Genomic DNA, 19,509 nt, shown 5'->3' with positions numbered 1-19,509 from the left:
CAGCACGCATGCTTAACGGGCAAGAGGCCTCAGGCTAGGAATGAATGAATATTTACAGAAGTCCGTTGCCTGAAATTTGACTCGCCTTCGAGGTGTTCTTTGACATGCCCACAGGCTTCTTACGGTGTCTTCATGGAATGTCAGCCGGAGGTGCGGCCGAGGGCCGGGATCTCGATCGCCGGGCAGCGGTCCATCACCATGTCCAGACCCGCCGCCCGGGTCCGCTCGTACGCGGACTCGTCGATCACGCCGAGCTGGAACCAGACCGCCTTCGCGCCCTTGGCGGCCGCCTCGTCGGCGACCTGGCCGGCGAGGTCGCTGTTCACGAACACGTCGACGACGTCCACCTCGAAGGGGATGTCCGCGAGCGAGGCGTACCCCTGCTCGCCGTGCACCGTCTCCGCCTTCGGGTGGACGGGGACGACCCGCTTGCCGAAGCGCTGCAGCACCTCCGCGACGCCGTACGCGGCACGGGAGCGGTTCGAGGACAGGCCCACGACCGCCCAGGTGTCACCCGACTCGGTGAGGATCTTGCGGGTCGTTGCTGAGTCGCCGTACATGCTCGGCCTCCTTGGGAATCACGCGCCCGCTGCTGCCTGCGACAACAGCGGGCGGCGTGCCGTGATTCCTCAGTCCGAGACCACGGAGGTGTTGAGGCCCTTGTCGTAGTGGTTGCGGGCGATCTCGATGTCCGAGCTGCCGTGGAAGACGAACAGCGGGGAGGTGTACGGCGGTTGGTCCGCCGCGGACAGGCGGCGGACCGTGTTGCCGGTGAACGTGAAGCCGCCGACGCTCTTGGCGTTGACCACCGTCACATCGCTGATGTCGAAGGAGTTGTGCTCGACCTTGATGTTGTGGTGCACGGGGTTCGCCGGGTCGACGACCTGGTTGGTCGGTTCCACGAAGATGACCGGGCCGCTGGGCCGGGTGAAGGAGTTGTCGCGGATCGTCAGGTCGGCGACCGGGCCCGACTCGTACCACTGGTAGGCGTCGGCCGAGACGTAGATGCCGGCCATCGACATCGCGTCGAAGCGGTTGCCGGCGATCAGGACGGGCTTGCGGGTGGTGACCAGGATTCCGCGCGTGGGCACATTGCGGAACGTGTTGCCGGAGATCACGACCGACGGGGTTGCCGTGATGTTCTCGACGACCGTGCCGCCGATCTCGACCCCGGCGGGGACCGGCCGGTCGAAGGAAACGGTCATCGTGGTCAGGGACTTGGAGTGGTCCATGCCGCTGGGACCGTCGACCGCCGTCACCTTCGCGTGCGCCGGTGTCAGCGGGGTCATCGTCCGCTTGGCCGTGAACTCGACCTCGTCACCCGGGGCGAACTGCGGGAACCCGGCGGTCTGCGGGTGCTCGTAGGAGAGCGTGAGGGTCGACGGGCCGGGCTGTCCCACGACCTCCAGGTACGTGCCGTGGATGTTGATCGGGTCGTCGTGCGGGCCGTCGAAGAGGCTCCGGGTGATGGAGACCTTGCCCTTGACGCCGGACATCTGCACGAAGTCGGCGAAGGAGGCCGTCGAGCGGCCGGACGTCGGGTCGGGCGCGAAGTTCACCTTGTCGATGGAGATGTTCTCGCTGAACTGGCCCACCACGCCGAAGGATTGGAGGTAGTAGGCGTTCATCGAGCGCATGGTGACGTTCTTGGACTGCCAGATGAAGGCGCCCGGTTCGGTCCGCTCGATCAGGCGCATCTGGTAGACGAGCCCGGCGTCCGTCGGCTGCGAGGCGGTGGAGTAGTCGATCCGGATCCGGCGGTCGCCGAGGTCGGTGACCGAGGAGACGTCGTTGAACAACGGGTTGTCCCCGCGCCAGGTCTTCTGCGCCTTCGGGTCGTGGATCTGCGTGTACTGGAGCCCGTCCTGGCCCGACCAGTACGGCTGTCCGGTGGCCGGGCTCTTCTCGCCGAGCCAGGTGATGTGCGTGCCGTTCACCTCGTACGGGCTGCCGGCCGGGATCCTCAGGACGCGGTAGGCGTGCCCGTCGGTGACACCGGCGGTGGCGACGGTCGCGTCGATGACCTCGGGGGCCGCGTAGTCGAACGAGAAGTTCTGGAACGTCACATTCGTCGAGCGGATGGACGCGAACGCCGTCTGCAGACCGTGGTAGACGAGCTTCGCCCCGCCGCCGTCGACCGTGACGTCGTGCATGTCCTCGATCAGCAGCCCGATCTTCTTGTCCCGGTAACGCTGGTCGGCGCCAACGGTGTTGGAGACATACAGTTCGCGCGTCTCGGCCCGCTCGGGGTAGAGCTGATAGGTGCCCTTCGAGAAGACGATCCGGACCGGCCGGCCGTGATCGACCTTCTTCGCGTGCCGCAGCGCCGCGACCACGGCGGGCGTCGAGTCCGTCCGACCGGTCGGGTCGGCGCCGAACGCGTTCACGCTCACCACCGCCGCCGAGGGCGTCGCTCTCGACGCCGCGGCGACGGGACCTCCGCCGCCCACCAGCAGCGCGAGCGCCACCCCTAGAAAAACGAACCGAGACCGAGACCGAGGTCGAGACGGAGACGGAGATCGAGACATAGCCCCTCCGGAGCATTCATGAGTCACCAAACACCCGATGAATAAACGGAGTTACGGCCGGTTCGCGCCGGTCGGATCTCCGACTGGAGTGTCTATAGATCCGACCTCTGGGTCAATGGTCTGGACGAGCAAGGGAGTTCACGCCTTCGGCGCCGCCGTGCTCGCGCGGATCACCAGCTCGGGGTCGAAGAGGAGCTCGCCGACGGGCACGTCACGGTTGCCGACCAGGGCGAGGACGCCGCGGCCCGCCTCCGAGGCCAGCCGGTCGGCGGGCTGCCGGACCGTGGTGAGCGGCGGGTCCACGAAGTCCATGATCATCGAGCCGTCGTAGCCGACCACCGACACATCGCCCGGGACGTCGTACCCCTGCCGGCGCGCGCCCCGGATCGCGCCCAGCGCCATGTAGTCGCTGGCGGCGACGACCGCCGTGGCACCCCGGCCGAGGAGTGAGATCGCGGCGGACTGGCCGCCCTCGACGGTGTAGGACTGCCGGACCACCCACTGGTCCGGGTCCTCCACACCACGCCTGGCCAGCGAGGCGACGAAGCCGCTGACCCGGCGGTCGGCCGGACGGTTGCCGACCGGGCCCGACGCCATGCCGATACGGCGGTGACCGAGCCGGTACAGATGGTCGACGGCGAGCTCGGCGGCGAGCAGATCGTCGGTGGAGAAGACCGGCGCCTCGCTCACACCCTCGAACCGGCCGTTGATCCCCACGAACGGGATCCTGCGCGACCGCAGGAGTTCGTACGCCGCCGGGTCCGCGCCCTCGATCGTGTTGCTGGCCGAGAGGAACACGACGGCCGCGACACCCCGGTCGGCGAGCGAGGTCACGAAGTCCAACTCCTGTACTCCGCCCGGGAAACACGGGCACAGGACCGTCTTCAGGCCGTGCGGGGCGAGGACGGACTCGATGCGTTCGGCGACATCGGCGAAGAACGGGTTGGAGACCAACTCGGTGACCACGGCGACGAGTTGACCCCGCGTCTGCCGCTCGTACCCCAGCTCGGCCATTGCCTGCTCGACGGCCTCGCGGGTCTTGCGGGACACGCCCTGGCGCCGGTTGATGACCCGGCTGACCGTGGCCTCGCTCACCTGCGCCCGGTCCGCGACCTCGGTGATACCGACCTTCATCCGCTTCCCTCCGCCCCGATGCTCCCCTCCACCCCAACTTGCAACGGATGGATGAAAGCTTTCAGTCTCACCTCCCGCGAAACATAGCAGCGAAACTGCGTGTCTTCCATGTTTCTTGCGCATGACCATTGAATCGCCACTCGGGCCCCTGCTAGCTTTCCGGCCACCACGCGGCCCCCACCCCGCAGTGACCGAAGACCGGGAGACCCGATGAAGCCCTCACGGCTCATGCTGCTCACCGCTGTTGCCCTGCTCGCCCCGATGGCTCCCGCTCTGTCGGCCACCGCGTCCGCCGCCCCCCGCCCCCAACTCGCCATCCCCGACCCCGGGTTCGAGAACGGCGGCACGGGCTGGACCTTCACCTCGGGCGCCGGCGTCGGCACCGGCAACCGGCACGGCGGCGAGCGCTTCCTCTACCTCGACTCCGGAGCCGGCAAGAGCGCCGAACTCACCATCACCGCGCCCCGCAACGGCAGTTACGACTTCTCCGCCTGGATCGGCAGCGCCGGCACCGGCGGCACGTACACGATCCGGCGCAACGGCGAGACCGTCGAGACGATCACCCTGCCGCAGCACCCCGGCTACGCCCGCTACACCATCAGCGACGTCAGGCTGAAGACCGGGGACCGGCTGCAGATCGAATTCGGCTCCGGAACCTCCTGGGTCAACGCCGACGACCTGATGATCTCGCCCGCCGCGCCCGCCGACCCGAAGGTGACCTCGTCCGACCCCGAGGTCGTCGCGATGTTCGGCTGGGCCCGGAAGAAGGCCAATAGCTGGGTTCAACTGCCCGGCACGGTGGGCCCGGTCAACGTCGACGAGTACCAGACCGGCGGCACCGGCAGCGCGACGTACGAGCCCACCTACTGGGCCGGATACGCCAACCGCAGCGCCTACTACTCCCGCGACATGACCCACCAGCTCGCCGGCGCCCACCTCATCGGCCTCGACGCCGAGAACGAGACGATGCTCCGGTCCTACGCGGCGTCGGCCACCGCCGAGCACAAGTACTTCCCGGTGTGGTCCCTCAACTTCGACGCCCAGACCTATCTGAGCATCGACTACAAGAGCCCGGACAACTTCGTCCGCGAGGTGCCGGCCACCTTCGAACTCGTCGAGAAGGCGGCCCAGGCCTACCTGTGGACCGGTGACCGCAGATACGTCGACGACCCGGTGCTGTGGGACTTCTACCGGCACGCCACCGAGCAGTTCATCGACCTGCACAACTCCGCCAAGGACAACGGCAAGGTCAAGGTCGCCGAGGGCACGGGCCAGGGCATCTTCCAGGGCGCCGCCAGTTACAACGAACAGGACGGCGACGGTCTCGCCGAGGCCGGCGACGGCATCGCCTCCGAGTACCAGGCGTACCTCGCGATGGCCGTCCTCGCGCGCGGCAAGGGCGACACCGCGCTGGCCGGGACGTACGACAAGCGGGCCGCCGAGCTGAGGACGTACTTCAACGACGACTGGAGCGGCACCGGCAGCGGGGCCGACATGGTCCGCGCCTACACGACCTCCGGCACCCCGGTCACCGGCTGGGGCAAGGAGAACAGCGTCTTCATGCCGATGAAGCAGATCATCGACCCCGGCCCGCGCAACGACGCCTACCTCGACTACATCCAGGCGCAGGAAGTCGGCCCGGACGGTTCGCCCAACATCGAGTCGACGACCTACCTCCCCGACATGTTCTTCAAGAACAACCGCCCCGACACCGCCTGGCAGTGGATGAAGAAGATCTACGGCGAGCGGGAGACCCAGCACGTCAACTCCAGCCAGGGCCCCGACGGCGACTACCCCGAAGTGTCGTTCACCCTGGTCAGCCAGACCATCCAGGGCCTGATGGGCATCACACCGGACGCGCCGGACCACAAGGTGACCACCCAGTCGCAGCTCCCCTCCGGCATGAAGTGGCTCCAGGCGGCGGACGTCCCCATCGGCACCGGCACGGTCACCGTCCGCCACGACGGCGCGACGAAGACCACGCTGACGAACAACTCCCGCAAGGGCTCCTACAGTTGGGAGGCCCGCTTCCCCGGCGTGCACAAAAAGATCACGGTCAACGGCGTCCCGCAGCACGTACGCGCCAAGACGGTCCACGGCGTGACCTACACCTACGCGACGCCGACGGTGCGGGCGGGGGCGACGGCGGTGGTGCAGGTGACCGGCTGACGCGATCAGGTAGTTCGTTCGCTGCGGGGGCCGGTGGGGGCTGGTCGCGCAGTTCCCCGCGCCCCTAAAAAACCCGCTGGGCCACGCGTGCTTTTAAGGGGCGCGGGGCTGTATCCATATGCGGCTCCGCCGCGTGGGCGCGCTCAGCCCCCACCGGGCCCGCAGTCGAGACACAACGCACCGACAGCTCGTCCTCAGATGGTCGCGGTCACCGTGAAATCGACGTCCTCACCGACCGCCGACACCCCGTTGAACACGGCGCTCGCGTGCAGCCGGTTGGCGCCCGCCGGCAGCGGGGTGTCCGGCACGCACGACCACGTGCCGTCGGCGCGTGCGACACCCCCGCACACCTTGCGCTCGGCCGCGTCCATGACACTCACCCGCGCCCCCGGATAGGAGGTCCCGGCGATCCGCGCCGCGCCGGACACGAACGTGCCGCCCGCCGGTTCGCCCAGCGTCGGCCCGGGCATGCCCACGGTCACGGTGCACCCGCCGGACGCGCGCCGGACCCCACCCGCGTCGGTCAGCACGACGGCACACCCCGGCAGCCGTGTCCCGGGCACCGCCCGTTCGTCCACGGTGAGCGCGAACGGATAGCCGCTGTCCTTCGACGAACCGGCCCCCGAGTCACGGACGTAGACGTACGTGCCGCTCGCGCCGTCGGCGGTCACCGAGCCCTGGAACCGCGCCGTGTCGGCGAGCGGCATACCCGTGACCCGGGCCCCGGCGGGCGCGGTCAGCCGCAGCGAGGACCCGGCCGGCAGGGCGGCACCCTTGTACCCGCTGATCTCCACCAGCCCGGACCGCCCCGGCACGATGGTCACGCCACCGCCCAGAACATCGGCGCGGAGCGGCGCGGCGGCGGCGACGCCGGGCGGCAGAAGCGCGGTAGCGGCGAGGAACGCGGCGGTCAGGAGGAGGGGCGGCCGCCGTCGAACCGGCATCGGCGACGGGTGTCCGTGGGGGAACGTGCGGCGGTCGGTCATCAGGAGTCTCCGGGGTCGAATCGTGTGCGATGCGGCTCGGCTGCTCCCACCCCACACGCCCCACCGGTCTCCGCGAAAGGCGGGATGGTCGAACGGGTGAACGCAGGCCAGGTCACGCACCTCGTCGTACCGGACAGACCGGCGTGAATCCCGCCACCTCGGCCGGAACAGAGCGAACATGCATGCGTACGGCCCTCCGCCCGCCTACGCTCAGGCCGTGCTGCGCATCATCGACGCCCGAACCGGCGAGCCCGTCGAAGCCGCCCCCGCCCGCCGTGGCCTGACCAGGGTCGAGGCGCACGCGTCCGGCCTCGGCCCCACGACCCTACGAGTGCTCCTCGTCAGCGACCTCCTCGTCCGCGCCCTGGAACTCGGCGGCACCCCCGTCTGGTCGCTCCTCACCGGCGACCACGAACAGGCCGAACTCCGCGCCGCCGCAAGAGCCTTGGGCATACGGCCCTTCGAGGACGGCGCGGACCTGGGCGCCGGACTCGGCGAGGCCCAGGTCCTCCACGTGGCGGCCGAGGCCGATGAGACACCCGGGGGAGTCCTGGTCGCCGTGGCCCCCGCCGATTCGCCTACGACCGCCGCGCCCGACCTCTCCGACCCGGGCGCGCTCCGCCTCGCCCTGCTCTCGCACCCCCGGGACCTGCCGCTACGCCTCGACGCGGCGGCCCTGGACGAGGCACGGCAGACGCTGGCGCACTGGCGCGGGTCGGTCGCAGGCTGGGCGCGCAGGCCCTCGCGGCCGGTGCCCGACGAGGTGCGCGTTGAACTGCGGACCGCCTGGGAGGACGACCTGAACGTGCCCGAGGTGCTGCGGGTGCTGCGCCGGGTGGAGACCTGGCCCGACGTGCCCGACGGCGCCCGCTTCGAGACGTACGCCTACGCGGACCGGCTCCTCGGGCTCGAACTCACCCGTGACATCGGGTCGTTGGCGTGAACGCCGCCCGTTTCGGAGCCCGCCCGCTGCGCCGCCTGGTCGTCCTGCGGCACGCCAAGTCCGCCTGGCCCGAGGGCGTTCCCGACCACCGGCGCCCCCTCGCCCCACGCGGGCGCCGCGACGCCCCGGCGGCCGGCATCGCGCTCGCCGAGACCGACTCCCTGCCGGACCTCGCCCTGTGCTCCACGGCCGTACGGGCGCGCCAGACCTGGGAGTTGGCGTCCGCCGAGTGGGGCACCCCACCGCCGGTGCGGTACGAGCCGGAGCTGTACGCGGCCGACGTGCCGGAACTCCTCGACGCCGTTCACCAAGTGCCGCCCGAGGTCGAGACGTTGCTCCTGATCGGGCACAACCCCGGCCTGGAGGAACTGGTCCTCGAACTCGCCGGTGACAGTCTCGACGACGCGCTCGACGAGGTCCGGGTGAAGTACCCGACCTCGGCGATCGCGGTCCTGGCCTGGCACGGCAGCACCTGGCAGGACCTCGCCCCGGGCACCGCCCTGCTGACGGACCTGATCGTCCCGAGGGGCAAGAAGACGTGAAGTCGGGCCGCGGTTAAGGGACTTGGAGGAACTCCCGGGCGCCGCGCAGCCGGGTCCGGAGCTGCCGCCGCGTGGCGGTGCCGACCAGGCGGACGTCCAAGGCGCCGGGCAGGGCGGTGCCCGTCCGGCGTCCGGCCGGCAGCCGGGCCGCGTCGAGTCCGTCGCGCCGGGCGATGAGGACCCCGAGTTCGTGACGGCTGAGGGCGTCCGGGCCGGCGAGGTGGAACATCCCGGCCCGGTCGGACACGGCGAGTTCGAGCAGGGCGGCGGCCAGGTCATCGACATGCACCGGGCAGCGGACGACATCGGTGAACAGGACGCCGTCGCGGGTCCCGGCGGCCAGGTCGTGGACCATCCGCTCGTGCGCGGAGCCACCGTCGCCGATGATCAGCGAGGTGCGGGCTACCGCGGCGGCCGGTGCCAGGAGGCGCACGGCGGTCTCGGCGGCGGCCTTCGCCGCACCGTACGGGGTGACCGGGTCGGGCAGGCACGACTCGTCGTAGGAGATCCGGGAACCGGAGAACACGGCGTCGCTGGAGACATGGACCAGGCGGCAGCCGTGGCGTGCCGCGGCCATCGCCACGTGGATCGAGCCGTCGGCGGTGACCGACCAGTCGCTCTGTCCGCTGGTGGCGTTGACGATCGCGTCCGGGGCGACCTCGGTCAGCAGCTCGTCGAGGCAGGCGGGGGCACGGAGGTCGAGGCGATGCCAGGTGACTCCGGGCGCGCTGCCGGGGCGGGAGGAGCAGTACGTGGCCGCCAGGTCCCAGCCCGCTGCCGTGGCCCGGCGGACGAGTTCCGTGCCCAGGAAGCCGCTGCCGCCGACGACCAGAAGTCTCACGGCGGTCAGCCGACGTGGACGCGGGGCCGCCGATGCCGGTCCGGTTCCGCGCGGCGCAGTACCTCGCGGGTGACCGGTGCGACCTCGCCGTCGCCGAAGACGAGGAAGCGGATCAGGTGGCTGACCGGGTTGCCCTCGGTCCAGTCGAAGTAGGCGTGGGGGACCTCGCCGGTGCGGTCCCGCAGGGCCAGCAGGACCGCGGCGATCGAGTTGGGCACCGTGGGGCCCTCGACTCTGAGCCGCCGCACCCCGTACTTGTTGTCGCCGTGCACGGCGATGTCCGCGGTGAAGTCCGAGGAGTCGCGGACGATCACCTCCACGAAGAGCACCGGGCCACCGTCCGGTATGTGGGTGTGCTCGCGCTGGCTGTACTCCTTGGCGCGGTACTCCCGACTGCTGTGTTCCTGCGGCTCGTTGGCGATCAGCCGCAGCGGGCCGGAGCGGGCCGCCTCGTCGATGAAACGGGCGGCCGTGTCGTCGAACGTAACCTCGGCGGCGCGGAGTTCGAAGGCGCGGCGGATGCGCGAACCGAACGACGTCACCAGGATCAGCACGATGAAGATGCCCGCGATCTTGATGCCGTCGGGCCGTTCGACGACGTTCGCGACCAGGGTGTACGCGAACACGGCGGTGATCGTGCCGAACCCGAGCGTGGCCTTGCGGTGGCCCCGCTTGTGCACGGTGACCGTGGAGGCGAAGGCCGCCGAGAGCATCAGCACCAGGACGCCGGTCGCGTACGCGCCGCTCTGCGCGTCGACGCTCGCGTGGAACCACAGGGTGATCAGGACGGCCGTCACCATGAACACGAGGACCAGCGGGCGCACCGCCCGCGTCCACTCCGGCGCCATGCCGTAGCGCGGCAGATAGCGCGGTACGAGGTTCAGCAGCCCGGCGAGCGCGGACGCGCCCGCGAACCACAGGATCGCGATCGTCGAGACGTCGTAGAACGTGCCGAAGACCTGGCCCAGGTGCTCGTGCGCGAGATAGGCGAGCGCGCGGCCGTTCGCCGGGCCGCCCGTCTTGAACGCGCTCTGCGGGATCAGGATCGTCGTCGCCAGGCTGGAGAGGAGGAGGAAGCACGACATGATCACGGCAGCCGTGGTGAGCAGCCTGCGGGTCTCGCGGATGCGGCCCGTCGGCTTCTCCCAGGTGTCCGTCGGATCGCCCTTGACCTGCGGCATCACCGCCACACCGGTCTCAAAGCCGGACATGCCGAGCGCGAGTTTCGGGAACACGAGCAGCGCGACCCCGACCATCGCGAGCGGCGAGGAGTGCGCGGCCGTCATCGCGTCCGTCCAGTCGCCGATCTTCACCGGATGGCTCAGCACCTCCCAGGCGGACACCGCGAGGACCACCACGTTGAGCGAGAGATACACGCCCACCAGCACCACGGCGATGCCGATGGCCTCCCGGAACCCCTTGAGGAAGACCGCGCCCAGCGCGCCGACGAGTACGAGCGTGATCCAGGTGTTGCCGCCGTGCATCCAGCCCGGCGCGAACGGGTTCTCCACGACGTGTGCCGCCGCGTCCGCCGCCGACAGGGTGACCGTGATCATGAAGTCCGTCGCCGCGAAGCCCAGCAGCACCAGGACGAAGATCTTCCCCGACCACCACGGCAGCAGCCGCTCCAGCATGGCGATCGACCCCTCGCCGTGCGGGCTCTCGTGCGCCACCCGCCGGTAGACCGGCAGCGCCCCGAGCAGCGTCAGCCCGATCAGGACGACCGTCGCCAGCGGGGAGAGCAGCCCGGCGGCGAGCGCGGCGATACCCGGCTGGTAGCCGAGCGTGGAGAAGTAGTCGACGCCGGTCAGGCACATGACCCGCCACCAGCGGTGACCCTCGTGCTCCGGGTTCGGGGTGGCGTGCGGGCCCGGGTGCCGGGCGCTCTGCTCGCTCAGACCGTCCAGGAGCCAGGTCCGGCAGCGCTCGGCGGCGGACTCTGAACCGCCGGACTCCGTGCTCTCCGTAGGCTCCACCTGCGCGCCGGTCATGCTGAGAACTCCCTGCGATCGGACGACCGTGCCCGGGGTCCGGGCAACGAGGAGCGAGTATCCACCACATCGTCACCCGCACCCGGATCGGGGGCGACCCCTGACCCTGCGCATAGGCTGGCCGGATGCAGGACGAGTACCGCACAGTGGCCCGCCCGGGCGTGCACGAGACCGAGGTCAACCGCTCCCGCTTCCTGTGCGCCCTCGCCCCGGCGGCCACCGAACAGGAGGCCCAGGCCTTCGTCGCCCGCATCCGCAAGGAACACACGGACGCCACCCACAACTGCTTCGCCTACGTCATCGGCGCCGACGCCGCGATCCAGAAGGCGAGCGACGACGGCGAACCCGGCGGCACGGCGGGCGTCCCCATGCTCCAGATGCTGCTCCGCCGCGACATGCGGTACGTCGTCGCCGTCGTCACCCGCTACTACGGCGGCGTCAAGCTCGGCGCGGGCGGCCTCATCCGGGCCTACGGCGGCTCGGTCGGCGAGGCCCTCGACACCCTCGGCACGATCACCCGCCGCCGCTTCCGCCTCGCCACGGTGACCGTCGACCACCAGCGCGCGGGCAAGATCCAGAACGACCTGCGCGCCACCGGCCGCGAGGTCAGGGACGTCCGCTACGGCGAGGCGGTCACGATCGAGATCGGCCTCCCGGACGCCGAAGTGGACGCGTTCCGGGGGTGGTTGGCCGATGCGACCGCGGGGACGGCGCAACTGGAGCTGGGCGGCGAGGCGTACGGCGACGCCTGACGAACCGTCAAGAGGCCCATTTCCAGACCTGGTTGGAGCTGCCCGCGCAGCCGAAGGTCTGCACCGTCTGACCGTTCTGCCCCGACTCGGAGGCCTCCGCGTCCAGACAGAAACCGTCCGGGACACTGACCAGGGTCCCGGCGCCGCCCAGTTGCCACCGCTGCGCGCTCAGCCCGTCGCAGCTCCTGGCCCGGATCTTCGAAAAGTTCTGGCCGGCCGTACCGGCGTCGGCGTCCAGGCAGTCGTGGCTGCCCTGATTGACCACCAGATACTGGGAGTCGTGCCCGGGCACGGGGAACAGCGCCCACTTCTGGGGTGCCGTGCCGTTGCACGCCCACACCTGTACGGCGCTGACGTGGGCGTCGAGACACCGGGCGACATCGACGGCGTGGACGCTCTCGGTGACGGTCACCGAACCGGTCCGGACCGGCCCGCGCGGTGTGCCGTACAGCAGTGTCGCGGTCTGAGCGTCGACCGTTCCGTCGGCGGTGGTTCCGGCCTCCGTCTGGAAGGCCTTCAGCGCGTCGGCCGTGGCTTGCCCGAACTCGCCGTCGACCGTGACGTGCAACCCGTGGCCGCCGAGCAGGAGTTGGAGCGCCTTGACGCAGTCGCCGTGGGAGCCCGAGACGAGTTCGGTGACACAGGAGGCGAGCCGGATGTCGAGGCTCGCGGGGTCTTGGGTGGCCGGCGCGCGCGACGGGCTCTGCGGCGCCCCGGGCTTCGTCGCCGCCGTACTCGGTGAACTGCCCCGTGCCGAGGGCGAGTTGTCCGGTACGGCGGATGCCGGGGGTGCGTCCGCCCGGGCGCCGGGCGGCGCCCCGGGGTCGTCGGGCCGCAGCAGGAGCACGGTCGCGGTGATGCTGCCGGCGACGAGCACGGCCGCCGCGGCGACGGCACCCGCGATCAACTTCCCGCGTTTTCCAAGGGTGTTCACGCGTCTTCCGGGGGAGCTCGCGTGTTTCCCGGGCACGGCGGGAGGAGTGGGCGGGGCCGGGGGCGCCACGGAGGGACGGGCGTCGGGCCGTTCGGGGACCCGGGGCGGATCGCCGACCGGGGCGGACAACTGGTGTCCGATGGCCGTCCTGAACACCGCCTCGGGCGAAGGCCGCAGCTCGGGGTCCTTGTCCAGGCAGGTGTGGATGAACGCGGCCAGTTCCGCGTCGACGCCCGCGACCTTCTCCAGGACGTCCTCCCGGGGCGCGTCGAACGCCACCCGGTGCAGCACGTCGACGCCCGTGCCCTCGCCGAACGGCGCCTCCCCGGCGACGGCGTAGGTGAGCATGGAGGCCAGCGAGAAGATGTCGGAGGCGGCGGTCACCTCCCGGCCGCGGACCTGCTCGGGGGACATGTAGGCGGGGGTGCCCACGTTCTGGCCGGTGACGGTGATCGAGGTGCCGTCGCCGGCCTGGACGACACCGAAGTCGATGACGCGGGCGCCGTCGGCACCCAGGATGACGTTGGACGGCTTGAGGTCGCGGTGCACGATCCCCGCACGCCAGATCGCCTCGATCGCCCGTCCCACGTCGGCCAGCAACCGCCAGGCCGCCGCCGCGTCGACCGGCCCGCGCGCGTCGACCAGCTCCGCGAGGGTGGGCCCGGGTATGTACTCGGTGGCGACCCAGACCAGATCCTCGTCACAGCCGCTGCCCAGCAGCCGTACGATGTGCGCCCCTCGGATGCTGTCCAGCGCGCCGACCTCGCGCTCGAAGCGCCGGCGGAAGAGCGGGTCCTCCGCGTACTCGGGCCGGATCACCTTCACGGCGGCCGGGCCGGTGGCGCCGGTGGCGTCGCGGCCGAGATAGACGCGGCCCATCCCACCGCTGCCGAGCACCGACAGCAGCCGGTACGGGCCCGCCTGCCGGGGGTCGTTCTTCCGCAACGGGACCACGGGAGGCGGTTCCATCCCCGCTGCCGCATAGGCCATCGTTTCGGACCGACCGCGGTACTCGCCTGGCATGGGGACCCTGTGTCTCTCGCGTGGTGCGTGTGACGTGAGATTAGCGCAGCACATGTGTGCGACAAGGGAGTTGGGGTTTTCCGGCCGCGGGGGAGGACGGGACCCGGCCGCCGGTACCCGACCGCTCACGGAGAGGCCCGGGGGACGCCGTTTCCGTGCGACGGTCCGTTCAGCGGACTGATGTCGTGCGGGGATCGGAACGGCCGACCGAATAATGAGCCCACTTCGTACCCCTTGCCCGGCCCGGACTCCACAAGAGTGGGCCGAACGGCAGATTCGCCTACGTACTTCCCTGAAGCGGCACATTTAGGGACACTCGCTCATGGCGTGATCGTCCTGCCGCCCGACTTCCCGCGGACTCACGCAGCGGAGCGGCCCCCACGGCGGTGGCCTCCGTCCCCACGCCCGGTGAACCCCGCGTTCCCATTCGACGCCTCAACGCCGGAGGTTCAGATGACCCGCTCGCGTCTCGCTCTCACAGCCACGGCCGGTGCCGCCGGGCTCGCGCTCCTGACCACCGTCTGCGGTGGTGGAGGCAGCGCTTCGTCCGGTACCGCGAAGGCTCAGGACCCACATGAACCCGGTGGACGCGCTGTACCGGCAGGCCGGCCAGGACGTGCTGCCGCTGCCGGGCGCGACACTGCGGCAGATGTGCGCCGACGTGGGCGCCCTGCCGCTGCTGTTCGAGCCGGGCACCGCCTGGAACTACTCCCTGGGCGCCGACGTCCTGGGCCGGATCATCGAGGTCGTCGGCGGCGAGAGCCTGGACACCTTCGTCGAGACGCACGTGCTCGGCCCGCTCGGGATGACCGACACGACGTTCGCGCCCGAGCGGCTGCCGGACCTCGCCGAGGTGTACAGCCCGGACCCCGCGTCGGGCCGGCTCGTCGTGAACCAGGAACTGCGGCCCACCTTCCGCGAGCCCGCGCGGTTCCCGTCCGGCAGCGGGGTCCCCGGACTGGTGTCGACCCTGGAGGACTATCACCGGTTCGCGGCCATGCTCGTACGCGGCGGCGAACTGGACGGCGAGCGGCTGCTCGGCCCCCCCGGACCCTCGCGCACATGACGGCCAACCATCTGCCCGGCGGCGCCGACCTCGACTCCTTCGGGCTGTACCCCGAGGACGAGCAGCGCGGCTGCGGCTTCGGGCTGGGGTTCTACGTCGTCATGGATCCGGTGGGCGCGGGCTCGTTCGGCAACAAGGGGGAGTTCGGCTGGTCCGGTGCCGCGAACACCCACTTCTTCGTGGACCCGGTCGACGGGGTCACGGCGGTCTTCTGCACCCAGGTCGTCACCTGGGGCAAGCACCGGACGCCGCTGCGCCGCCAGGTGCGGAACCTCGTGTACCAGGCGATGACATAAAGCATGTTCGGCGATGACATAGGGGATATTCCCGGCGTTCCGTTCGTCGGGGCGGGGGCGAGTGTGTGGCCGTGGTGAAGCAGGGGGCCCACAGGCGCTAGCGTGGTGGCTCCATGAAACTGCTGCACACCTCCGACTGGCACCTGGGCCGGGCGTTCCACCGCGTGAACATGCTCGCCGCCCAGGCCGACTTCGTGAGCCACCTCGTCACCACCGTGCGCGAGCACGCCGTGGACGCGGTGGTCGTGTCGGGAGACGTGTACGACCGGGCGGTGCCCCCGCTGGCAGCGGTCGAGCTGTTCGACGACACCCTGCACCGGCTCGCCGACCTGGGCGTGCCCACGGTGATGATCTCCGGGAACCACGACTCGGCCCGCCGCCTCGGCGTCGGCGCCGGTCTGATCGACCGGGCGGGCATCCACCTGCGGACCGAGCCGGCGGCCTGCGGGACGCCCGTGGTGATCCCGGACGCGTTCGGCGACGTCGCCTTCTACGGACTGCCGTATCTCGAACCCGCCCTGGTGAAGGCCGAGTTCGGGGTGGAGAAGGCCGGGCACGAGGCCGTGCTGGCCGCCGCGATGGAGCGCGTCCGCGCCGACCTGGCCGGCCGCGCGCCCGGTACCCGTTCCGTGGTCCTCGCGCATGCCTTCGTCACCGGCGGCGAGGCCAGCGACAGCGAGCGGGACATCACCGTCGGCGGAGTCGCCGCCGTACCGGCCGGGGTCTTCGACGGCGTCGACTACGTGGCCCTCGGGCATCTGCACGGCTCCCAGACGATCACCGAACGCGTCCGCTACTCGGGCTCCCCCCTCCCGTACTCCTTCTCCGAGGCCGACCACCGCAAGAGCATGTGGCTCATCGACCTCGCCGCCGACGGAGCCGTCACCGCCGAGCGCCTCGACTGCCCGGTACCGCGCGAACTGGCCCGGATCCGGGGCGCGTTGGAGAACCTGCTCGACGATCCCGCCCTCGCGCGGCACGAGGAGGCATGGGTCGAGGCGACGCTCACCGACCCGGTGCGCCCGGCCGACCCGATGGCCCGGCTCACCGAGCGCTTCCCACACACGCTCAGCCTCGTCTTCGCCCCCGAGCGGACCGCCGACGACCCCGACGTGTCCTACGCCCGGCGTCTCGCGGGCCGCGACGACCGTGAGATCGCCGACGACTTCGTGGCCCATGTGCGCGGCGCCGGGCCCGACGAGGACGAACAGACCGTGCTCCAGGAGGCGTTCGACGCGGTGCGCGCGGACTCGGTCGTACGGGAGGTGGCGCCGTGAGCGCGCGGCCCTCGGCAGGAGAGGGTGTGCGATGAGGCTGCATCGGCTCGACATCACCGCCTTCGGCCCCTTCGGCGGTTCCCAGACCGTCGACTTCGACGAACTCTCCTCCGCCGGGCTCTTCCTCCTGCACGGGCCCACCGGCGCCGGCAAGACCTCCGTCCTCGACGCCGTGTGCTACGCGCTCTACGGCTCGGTGCCCGGCGTCCGTCAGTCCGGCCAGGGCATGTCCCTGCGCAGCGACCACGCGGAGGCCGGCACGCGCACCGAGGTGCGGCTCGAACTGACCGTCGCCGGGCGGCGGTTGGAGCTCACCCGGCAGCCGCCCTGGGAGCGCCCCAAGAAACGCGGCACCGGCAGCACCCTGGACAAGGCACAGAGCTGGCTGCGCGAGTACGACGCGACGACCGCCGTCTGGAAGGACCTCAGCCGCTCGCACCAGGAGATCGGCGAGGAGATCACCCAGCTCCTCGGGATGAGCAGGGAGCAGTTCTGCCAGGTCGTGCTGCTGCCCCAGGGCGAGTTCGCACGTTTCCTGCGCTCGGACGCCGAGGCGCGCGGCAAGCTGCTCGGCCGGCTCTTCGACACCCACCGCTTCGCCGAGGTCGAGAAGCGGCTCGCCGAGCGGCGCCGGGCCACCGAGTCCCAAGTCCGCGAGGGCGATGCCGAGTTGCTCGCCGACGCGCACCGCATGCAGCAGGCGGCCGGCGACGCCATGGAGCTGCCCGACCTCGCCCCGGGCGAACCGGGCCTCGCCGACGCGGTGTTGAGCGCGGCGGCCGTCGCCCGCAGCACCGCGCGCGAACAACTCGCCGTCGCGCACAGCCGCCTCGCCGCCGCCGAGTCCGCCCAGGCCGCCGCCGACCGCGAGCTGGCCGACGTACGCGAACTGGCGCGCCTGCAACAGCGGTTCGCGCAGGCGCGGGAGCGGGCCGCGCTCATGGCGGAGCGGGCCGACGGCTACCGGCAGGCGCAGGCGCGGATGGAGCGGGCCCGGAAGGCGGAGGCGGTGGCGCCGGCGCTGGACCTGCGGGACGCCGCCGACGCCGAGCACCGGGACGCCACCCGGGCCGAGGCACGCGCGCGGCACCTGCTGCCGGACACCTTCGCGGACGCCGGCGCGGCCGGACTCGCCGCCGCCGCCCGCCGGGCCGCCGAGGAGCTGGGCGGACTCGAGTCGGCCCGTCGCGCCGAGCAACGACTCACCGAACTCGGCGTGGAGCGTGCCGAGTTGGACCGGCAGGAGCGCGCCGACGAGGACGTCCGACAGGAGGCCGAGGCCTGGCTCGCCGAGTGGGACACGACCCGCGCGGGACTTCAGGCACGGATCGAGTCGGCGCAGGAGGCCACCACCCGGGCCGAACAGCTCGGCGTCCGGCGCGAACCCGCCGAGCGACGGCTCGGGGCGGCCCGGCAGCGGGACGAGTTCGCCGGTGACACCGAGGACGCCCAGCGGCAGGTGCTCGCCTCGGCCGACCGTGCCCTGACGGCCCGCGCCCACTGGCTCGACCTCAAGGAACAGCGGCTGAGCGGCATCGCCGCCGAACTCGCCGCCCACCTCACCGACGGCGAACCCTGCGCCGTCTGCGGGGCCACCGAACACCCCGCCCCCGCCCGTAAATCCGCCGGGCACGTCGACCGCGCGGCGGAGGAGCAGGCCCTCACCGCCCACCAGCGCGCCGAGGAACAGCGCACCGAGGCCGAGCGCCGCCTGGGCGTCGTACGGGAAGCCCTCGCCGCCGCCACCGCCGAGGCGGGTGACGCGCCGACCGGTCGACTCGCCGACGAGGTCGCGGAGTTGGGGCAGCTCTACGAGCAGGCGCGGCGGGACGCGTCCTGGCTGCACCCCGCCACCGAGGAACTGCGCCGGGCCGAGCAGGAGCACGTCCGACGGACCGAGATCCAGCAGCAGGCCGCGGTCCGAGCCGCTTCCCGTACGACCCTCCGCGACAGCCTGGAACGCGAACAGGCCGCCCTGGAAGGGGAGTTGACGCACTCGCGGGGCACCGCCGACAGTGTGGCCACGCGTGCCGCCCAGTTGGAGCGGCAGGCCGCGCTGCTCACCGACGCCGCCGACGCCGTCCGTATCGCCGAGGACACCGCGCAGCGCCTCAAGGACGCCGACGCCCGGCTCGCCGACGCCGCCTTCCGCGCCGGGTTCGACACCCCGCAGGCCGCTGCCGCCGCCCTCCTCGACGACACCGCCCATCGCGAGCTCCAACGGCGCCTGGACGCCTGGCAGTCGGAGGAGGCCGCCGTCCAGGCCGTCCTCGCGGAGGCCGACACGGCGGCAGCCGCGCGACAGGCCCCCGCCGACCTCGACCTGGCGCAGCGCACCGCCACCGCGGCCGTGCAGCGGACCCGTGACGCCGCCTCCACGTCCGACGCGGCGGCCCGGCGCTGCGCCGAACTCGACCGGCTCTCCGCCCGATCGGCCGCCGGGGCACGTCAACTGGCGCCGCTGCGCGAGGAGTACGACCGGGTGGCCCGCCTCGCCGCCCTCACCGCGGGCACCTCGGCCGACAACGAACGCCGGATGCGCCTGGAGTCGTACGTCCTCGCGGCCCGGCTGGAACAGGTGGCCGCGGCGGCGACCGTACGGCTGCAGCGCATGTCGTCCGGCCGCTACACCCTCGTCCACTCCGACGACCGGGCCGGGCGCGGCCGTAGCGGACTGGGGCTGCATGTCGTCGACGCGTGGACCGGGCGGGAGCGGGACACGGCGACGCTGTCCGGCGGCGAGACGTTCTTCGCCTCGCTCGCCCTCGCACTCGGGCTCGCGGACGTGGTCACCGACGAGGCCGGCGGGGTCCGGCTCGACACCCTTTTCATCGACGAGGGCTTCGGCAGCCTCGACGAGCAGACCCTCGACGAGGTCCTCGACGTCCTCGACTCCCTGCGCGAACGGGACCGCAGCGTCGGCATCGTCAGCCATGTCGCCGATCTGCGGCGGCGCATCCACGCGCAGTTGGAGGTCGTGAAGGGGCGGGACGGGTCGGCCGTACGGCAGCGGGGGCAGTGAGGTCT

At 71.6% G+C, this 19,509-nt stretch carries 15 protein-coding genes; 8 read left to right on the top strand and 7 right to left on the bottom strand.

The annotated features are described in order from the left end of the window. Positions 1-140: 140 nt before the first annotated feature. From OG223_RS09835 to OG223_RS09825, 3 genes are all read right to left on the bottom strand, one after another. Positions 141-560 (bottom strand): CoA-binding protein, encoded by a 420-nt coding sequence (locus OG223_RS09835; RefSeq protein WP_329245317.1) that lies wholly within the window; start codon positions 558-560, stop codon positions 141-143. A gap of 69 nt (positions 561-629) precedes the next feature. Then, complete coding sequence (locus OG223_RS09830) at positions 630-2,468, bottom strand: right-handed parallel beta-helix repeat-containing protein (RefSeq protein WP_329245314.1); 1,839 nt, start codon at positions 2,466-2,468, stop codon at positions 630-632. Positions 2,469-2,666: 198 nt separating this feature from the next. Continuing rightward, positions 2,667-3,662, bottom strand: a complete 996-nt coding sequence (locus tag OG223_RS09825; protein ID WP_329245312.1) for a LacI family DNA-binding transcriptional regulator — start codon at positions 3,660-3,662, stop codon at positions 2,667-2,669. Positions 3,663-3,872: 210 nt separating this feature from the next. Here OG223_RS09825 and OG223_RS09820 point away from each other — a divergent pair, with 210 nt between their 5' ends. Next, positions 3,873-5,831: a hypothetical protein gene (locus OG223_RS09820; protein ID WP_329245310.1), complete on the top strand. Its 1,959-nt coding sequence runs from the start codon at positions 3,873-3,875 to the stop codon at positions 5,829-5,831. A gap of 194 nt (positions 5,832-6,025) precedes the next feature. On the opposite strand, the gene OG223_RS09815 is transcribed toward OG223_RS09820, so the two are convergent. After that, positions 6,026-6,817, bottom strand: coding sequence for a carboxypeptidase regulatory-like domain-containing protein (locus tag OG223_RS09815; protein ID WP_329245308.1), 792 nt, complete (start codon positions 6,815-6,817; stop codon positions 6,026-6,028). Between the two features lie 178 nt (positions 6,818-6,995). On the opposite strand from OG223_RS09815, the gene OG223_RS09810 reads away from it, so the two are divergent. Further along, the gene (locus OG223_RS09810; protein WP_329245306.1) at positions 6,996-7,760 is read left to right on the top strand and encodes a hypothetical protein; all 765 of its coding nucleotides are present in this window, start codon (positions 6,996-6,998) and stop codon (positions 7,758-7,760) included. Next, on the top strand, positions 7,757-8,302 hold the full coding sequence (locus OG223_RS09805) for a SixA phosphatase family protein (RefSeq protein WP_329245303.1): 546 nt from the start codon (positions 7,757-7,759) through the stop codon (positions 8,300-8,302). Before OG223_RS09810 ends, OG223_RS09805 begins: the two co-directional genes overlap by 4 nt. A gap of 13 nt (positions 8,303-8,315) precedes the next feature. Here the strand turns inward: OG223_RS09805 and OG223_RS09800 are convergent, their stop codons facing one another. Both OG223_RS09800 and OG223_RS09795 read right to left on the bottom strand, forming a co-directional pair. After that, the gene (locus OG223_RS09800) at positions 8,316-9,143 is read right to left on the bottom strand and encodes an SDR family oxidoreductase (protein ID WP_329245300.1); all 828 of its coding nucleotides are present in this window, start codon (positions 9,141-9,143) and stop codon (positions 8,316-8,318) included. Between the two features lie 5 nt (positions 9,144-9,148). Beyond that, on the bottom strand, positions 9,149-11,134 hold the full coding sequence (locus OG223_RS09795) for an amino acid transporter (protein ID WP_329245299.1): 1,986 nt from the start codon (positions 11,132-11,134) through the stop codon (positions 9,149-9,151). Between the two features lie 125 nt (positions 11,135-11,259). On the opposite strand from OG223_RS09795, the gene OG223_RS09790 reads away from it, so the two are divergent. Then, positions 11,260-11,886: a YigZ family protein gene (locus OG223_RS09790; protein ID WP_329245296.1), complete on the top strand. Its 627-nt coding sequence runs from the start codon at positions 11,260-11,262 to the stop codon at positions 11,884-11,886. 7 nt (positions 11,887-11,893) lie between these two features. On the opposite strand, the gene OG223_RS09785 is transcribed toward OG223_RS09790, so the two are convergent. Beyond that, on the bottom strand, positions 11,894-13,774 hold the full coding sequence (locus OG223_RS09785; RefSeq protein WP_329245292.1) for a protein kinase domain-containing protein: 1,881 nt from the start codon (positions 13,772-13,774) through the stop codon (positions 11,894-11,896). 643 nt (positions 13,775-14,417) lie between these two features. On the opposite strand from OG223_RS09785, the gene OG223_RS09780 reads away from it, so the two are divergent. The 4 genes from OG223_RS09780 to OG223_RS09765 all read left to right on the top strand — a co-directional run bounded on the left by OG223_RS09780 (position 14,418) and on the right by OG223_RS09765 (position 19,504). Further along, positions 14,418-14,909 (top strand): serine hydrolase domain-containing protein, encoded by a 492-nt coding sequence (locus tag OG223_RS09780; RefSeq protein ID WP_329245290.1) that lies wholly within the window; start codon positions 14,418-14,420, stop codon positions 14,907-14,909. Then, positions 14,906-15,205 (top strand): hypothetical protein, encoded by a 300-nt coding sequence (locus OG223_RS09775; RefSeq protein ID WP_329245287.1) that lies wholly within the window; start codon positions 14,906-14,908, stop codon positions 15,203-15,205. Before OG223_RS09780 ends, OG223_RS09775 begins: the two co-directional genes overlap by 4 nt. Before the next feature lie 113 nt (positions 15,206-15,318). Next, positions 15,319-16,482, top strand: coding sequence for an exonuclease SbcCD subunit D (locus tag OG223_RS09770; protein ID WP_329245284.1), 1,164 nt, complete (start codon positions 15,319-15,321; stop codon positions 16,480-16,482). 31 nt (positions 16,483-16,513) lie between these two features. Then, positions 16,514-19,504: an SMC family ATPase gene (locus OG223_RS09765; RefSeq protein WP_329245282.1), complete on the top strand. Its 2,991-nt coding sequence runs from the start codon at positions 16,514-16,516 to the stop codon at positions 19,502-19,504. Positions 19,505-19,509 lie beyond the last annotated feature (5 nt).

Origin of the sequence: Streptomyces sp. NBC_01478, from assembly GCF_036227225.1 — a bacterium.
Classification (GTDB): Bacteria; Actinomycetota; Actinomycetes; order Streptomycetales; family Streptomycetaceae; genus Streptomyces.
This window is presented reverse-complemented; position numbering and strand designations above follow the sequence as displayed.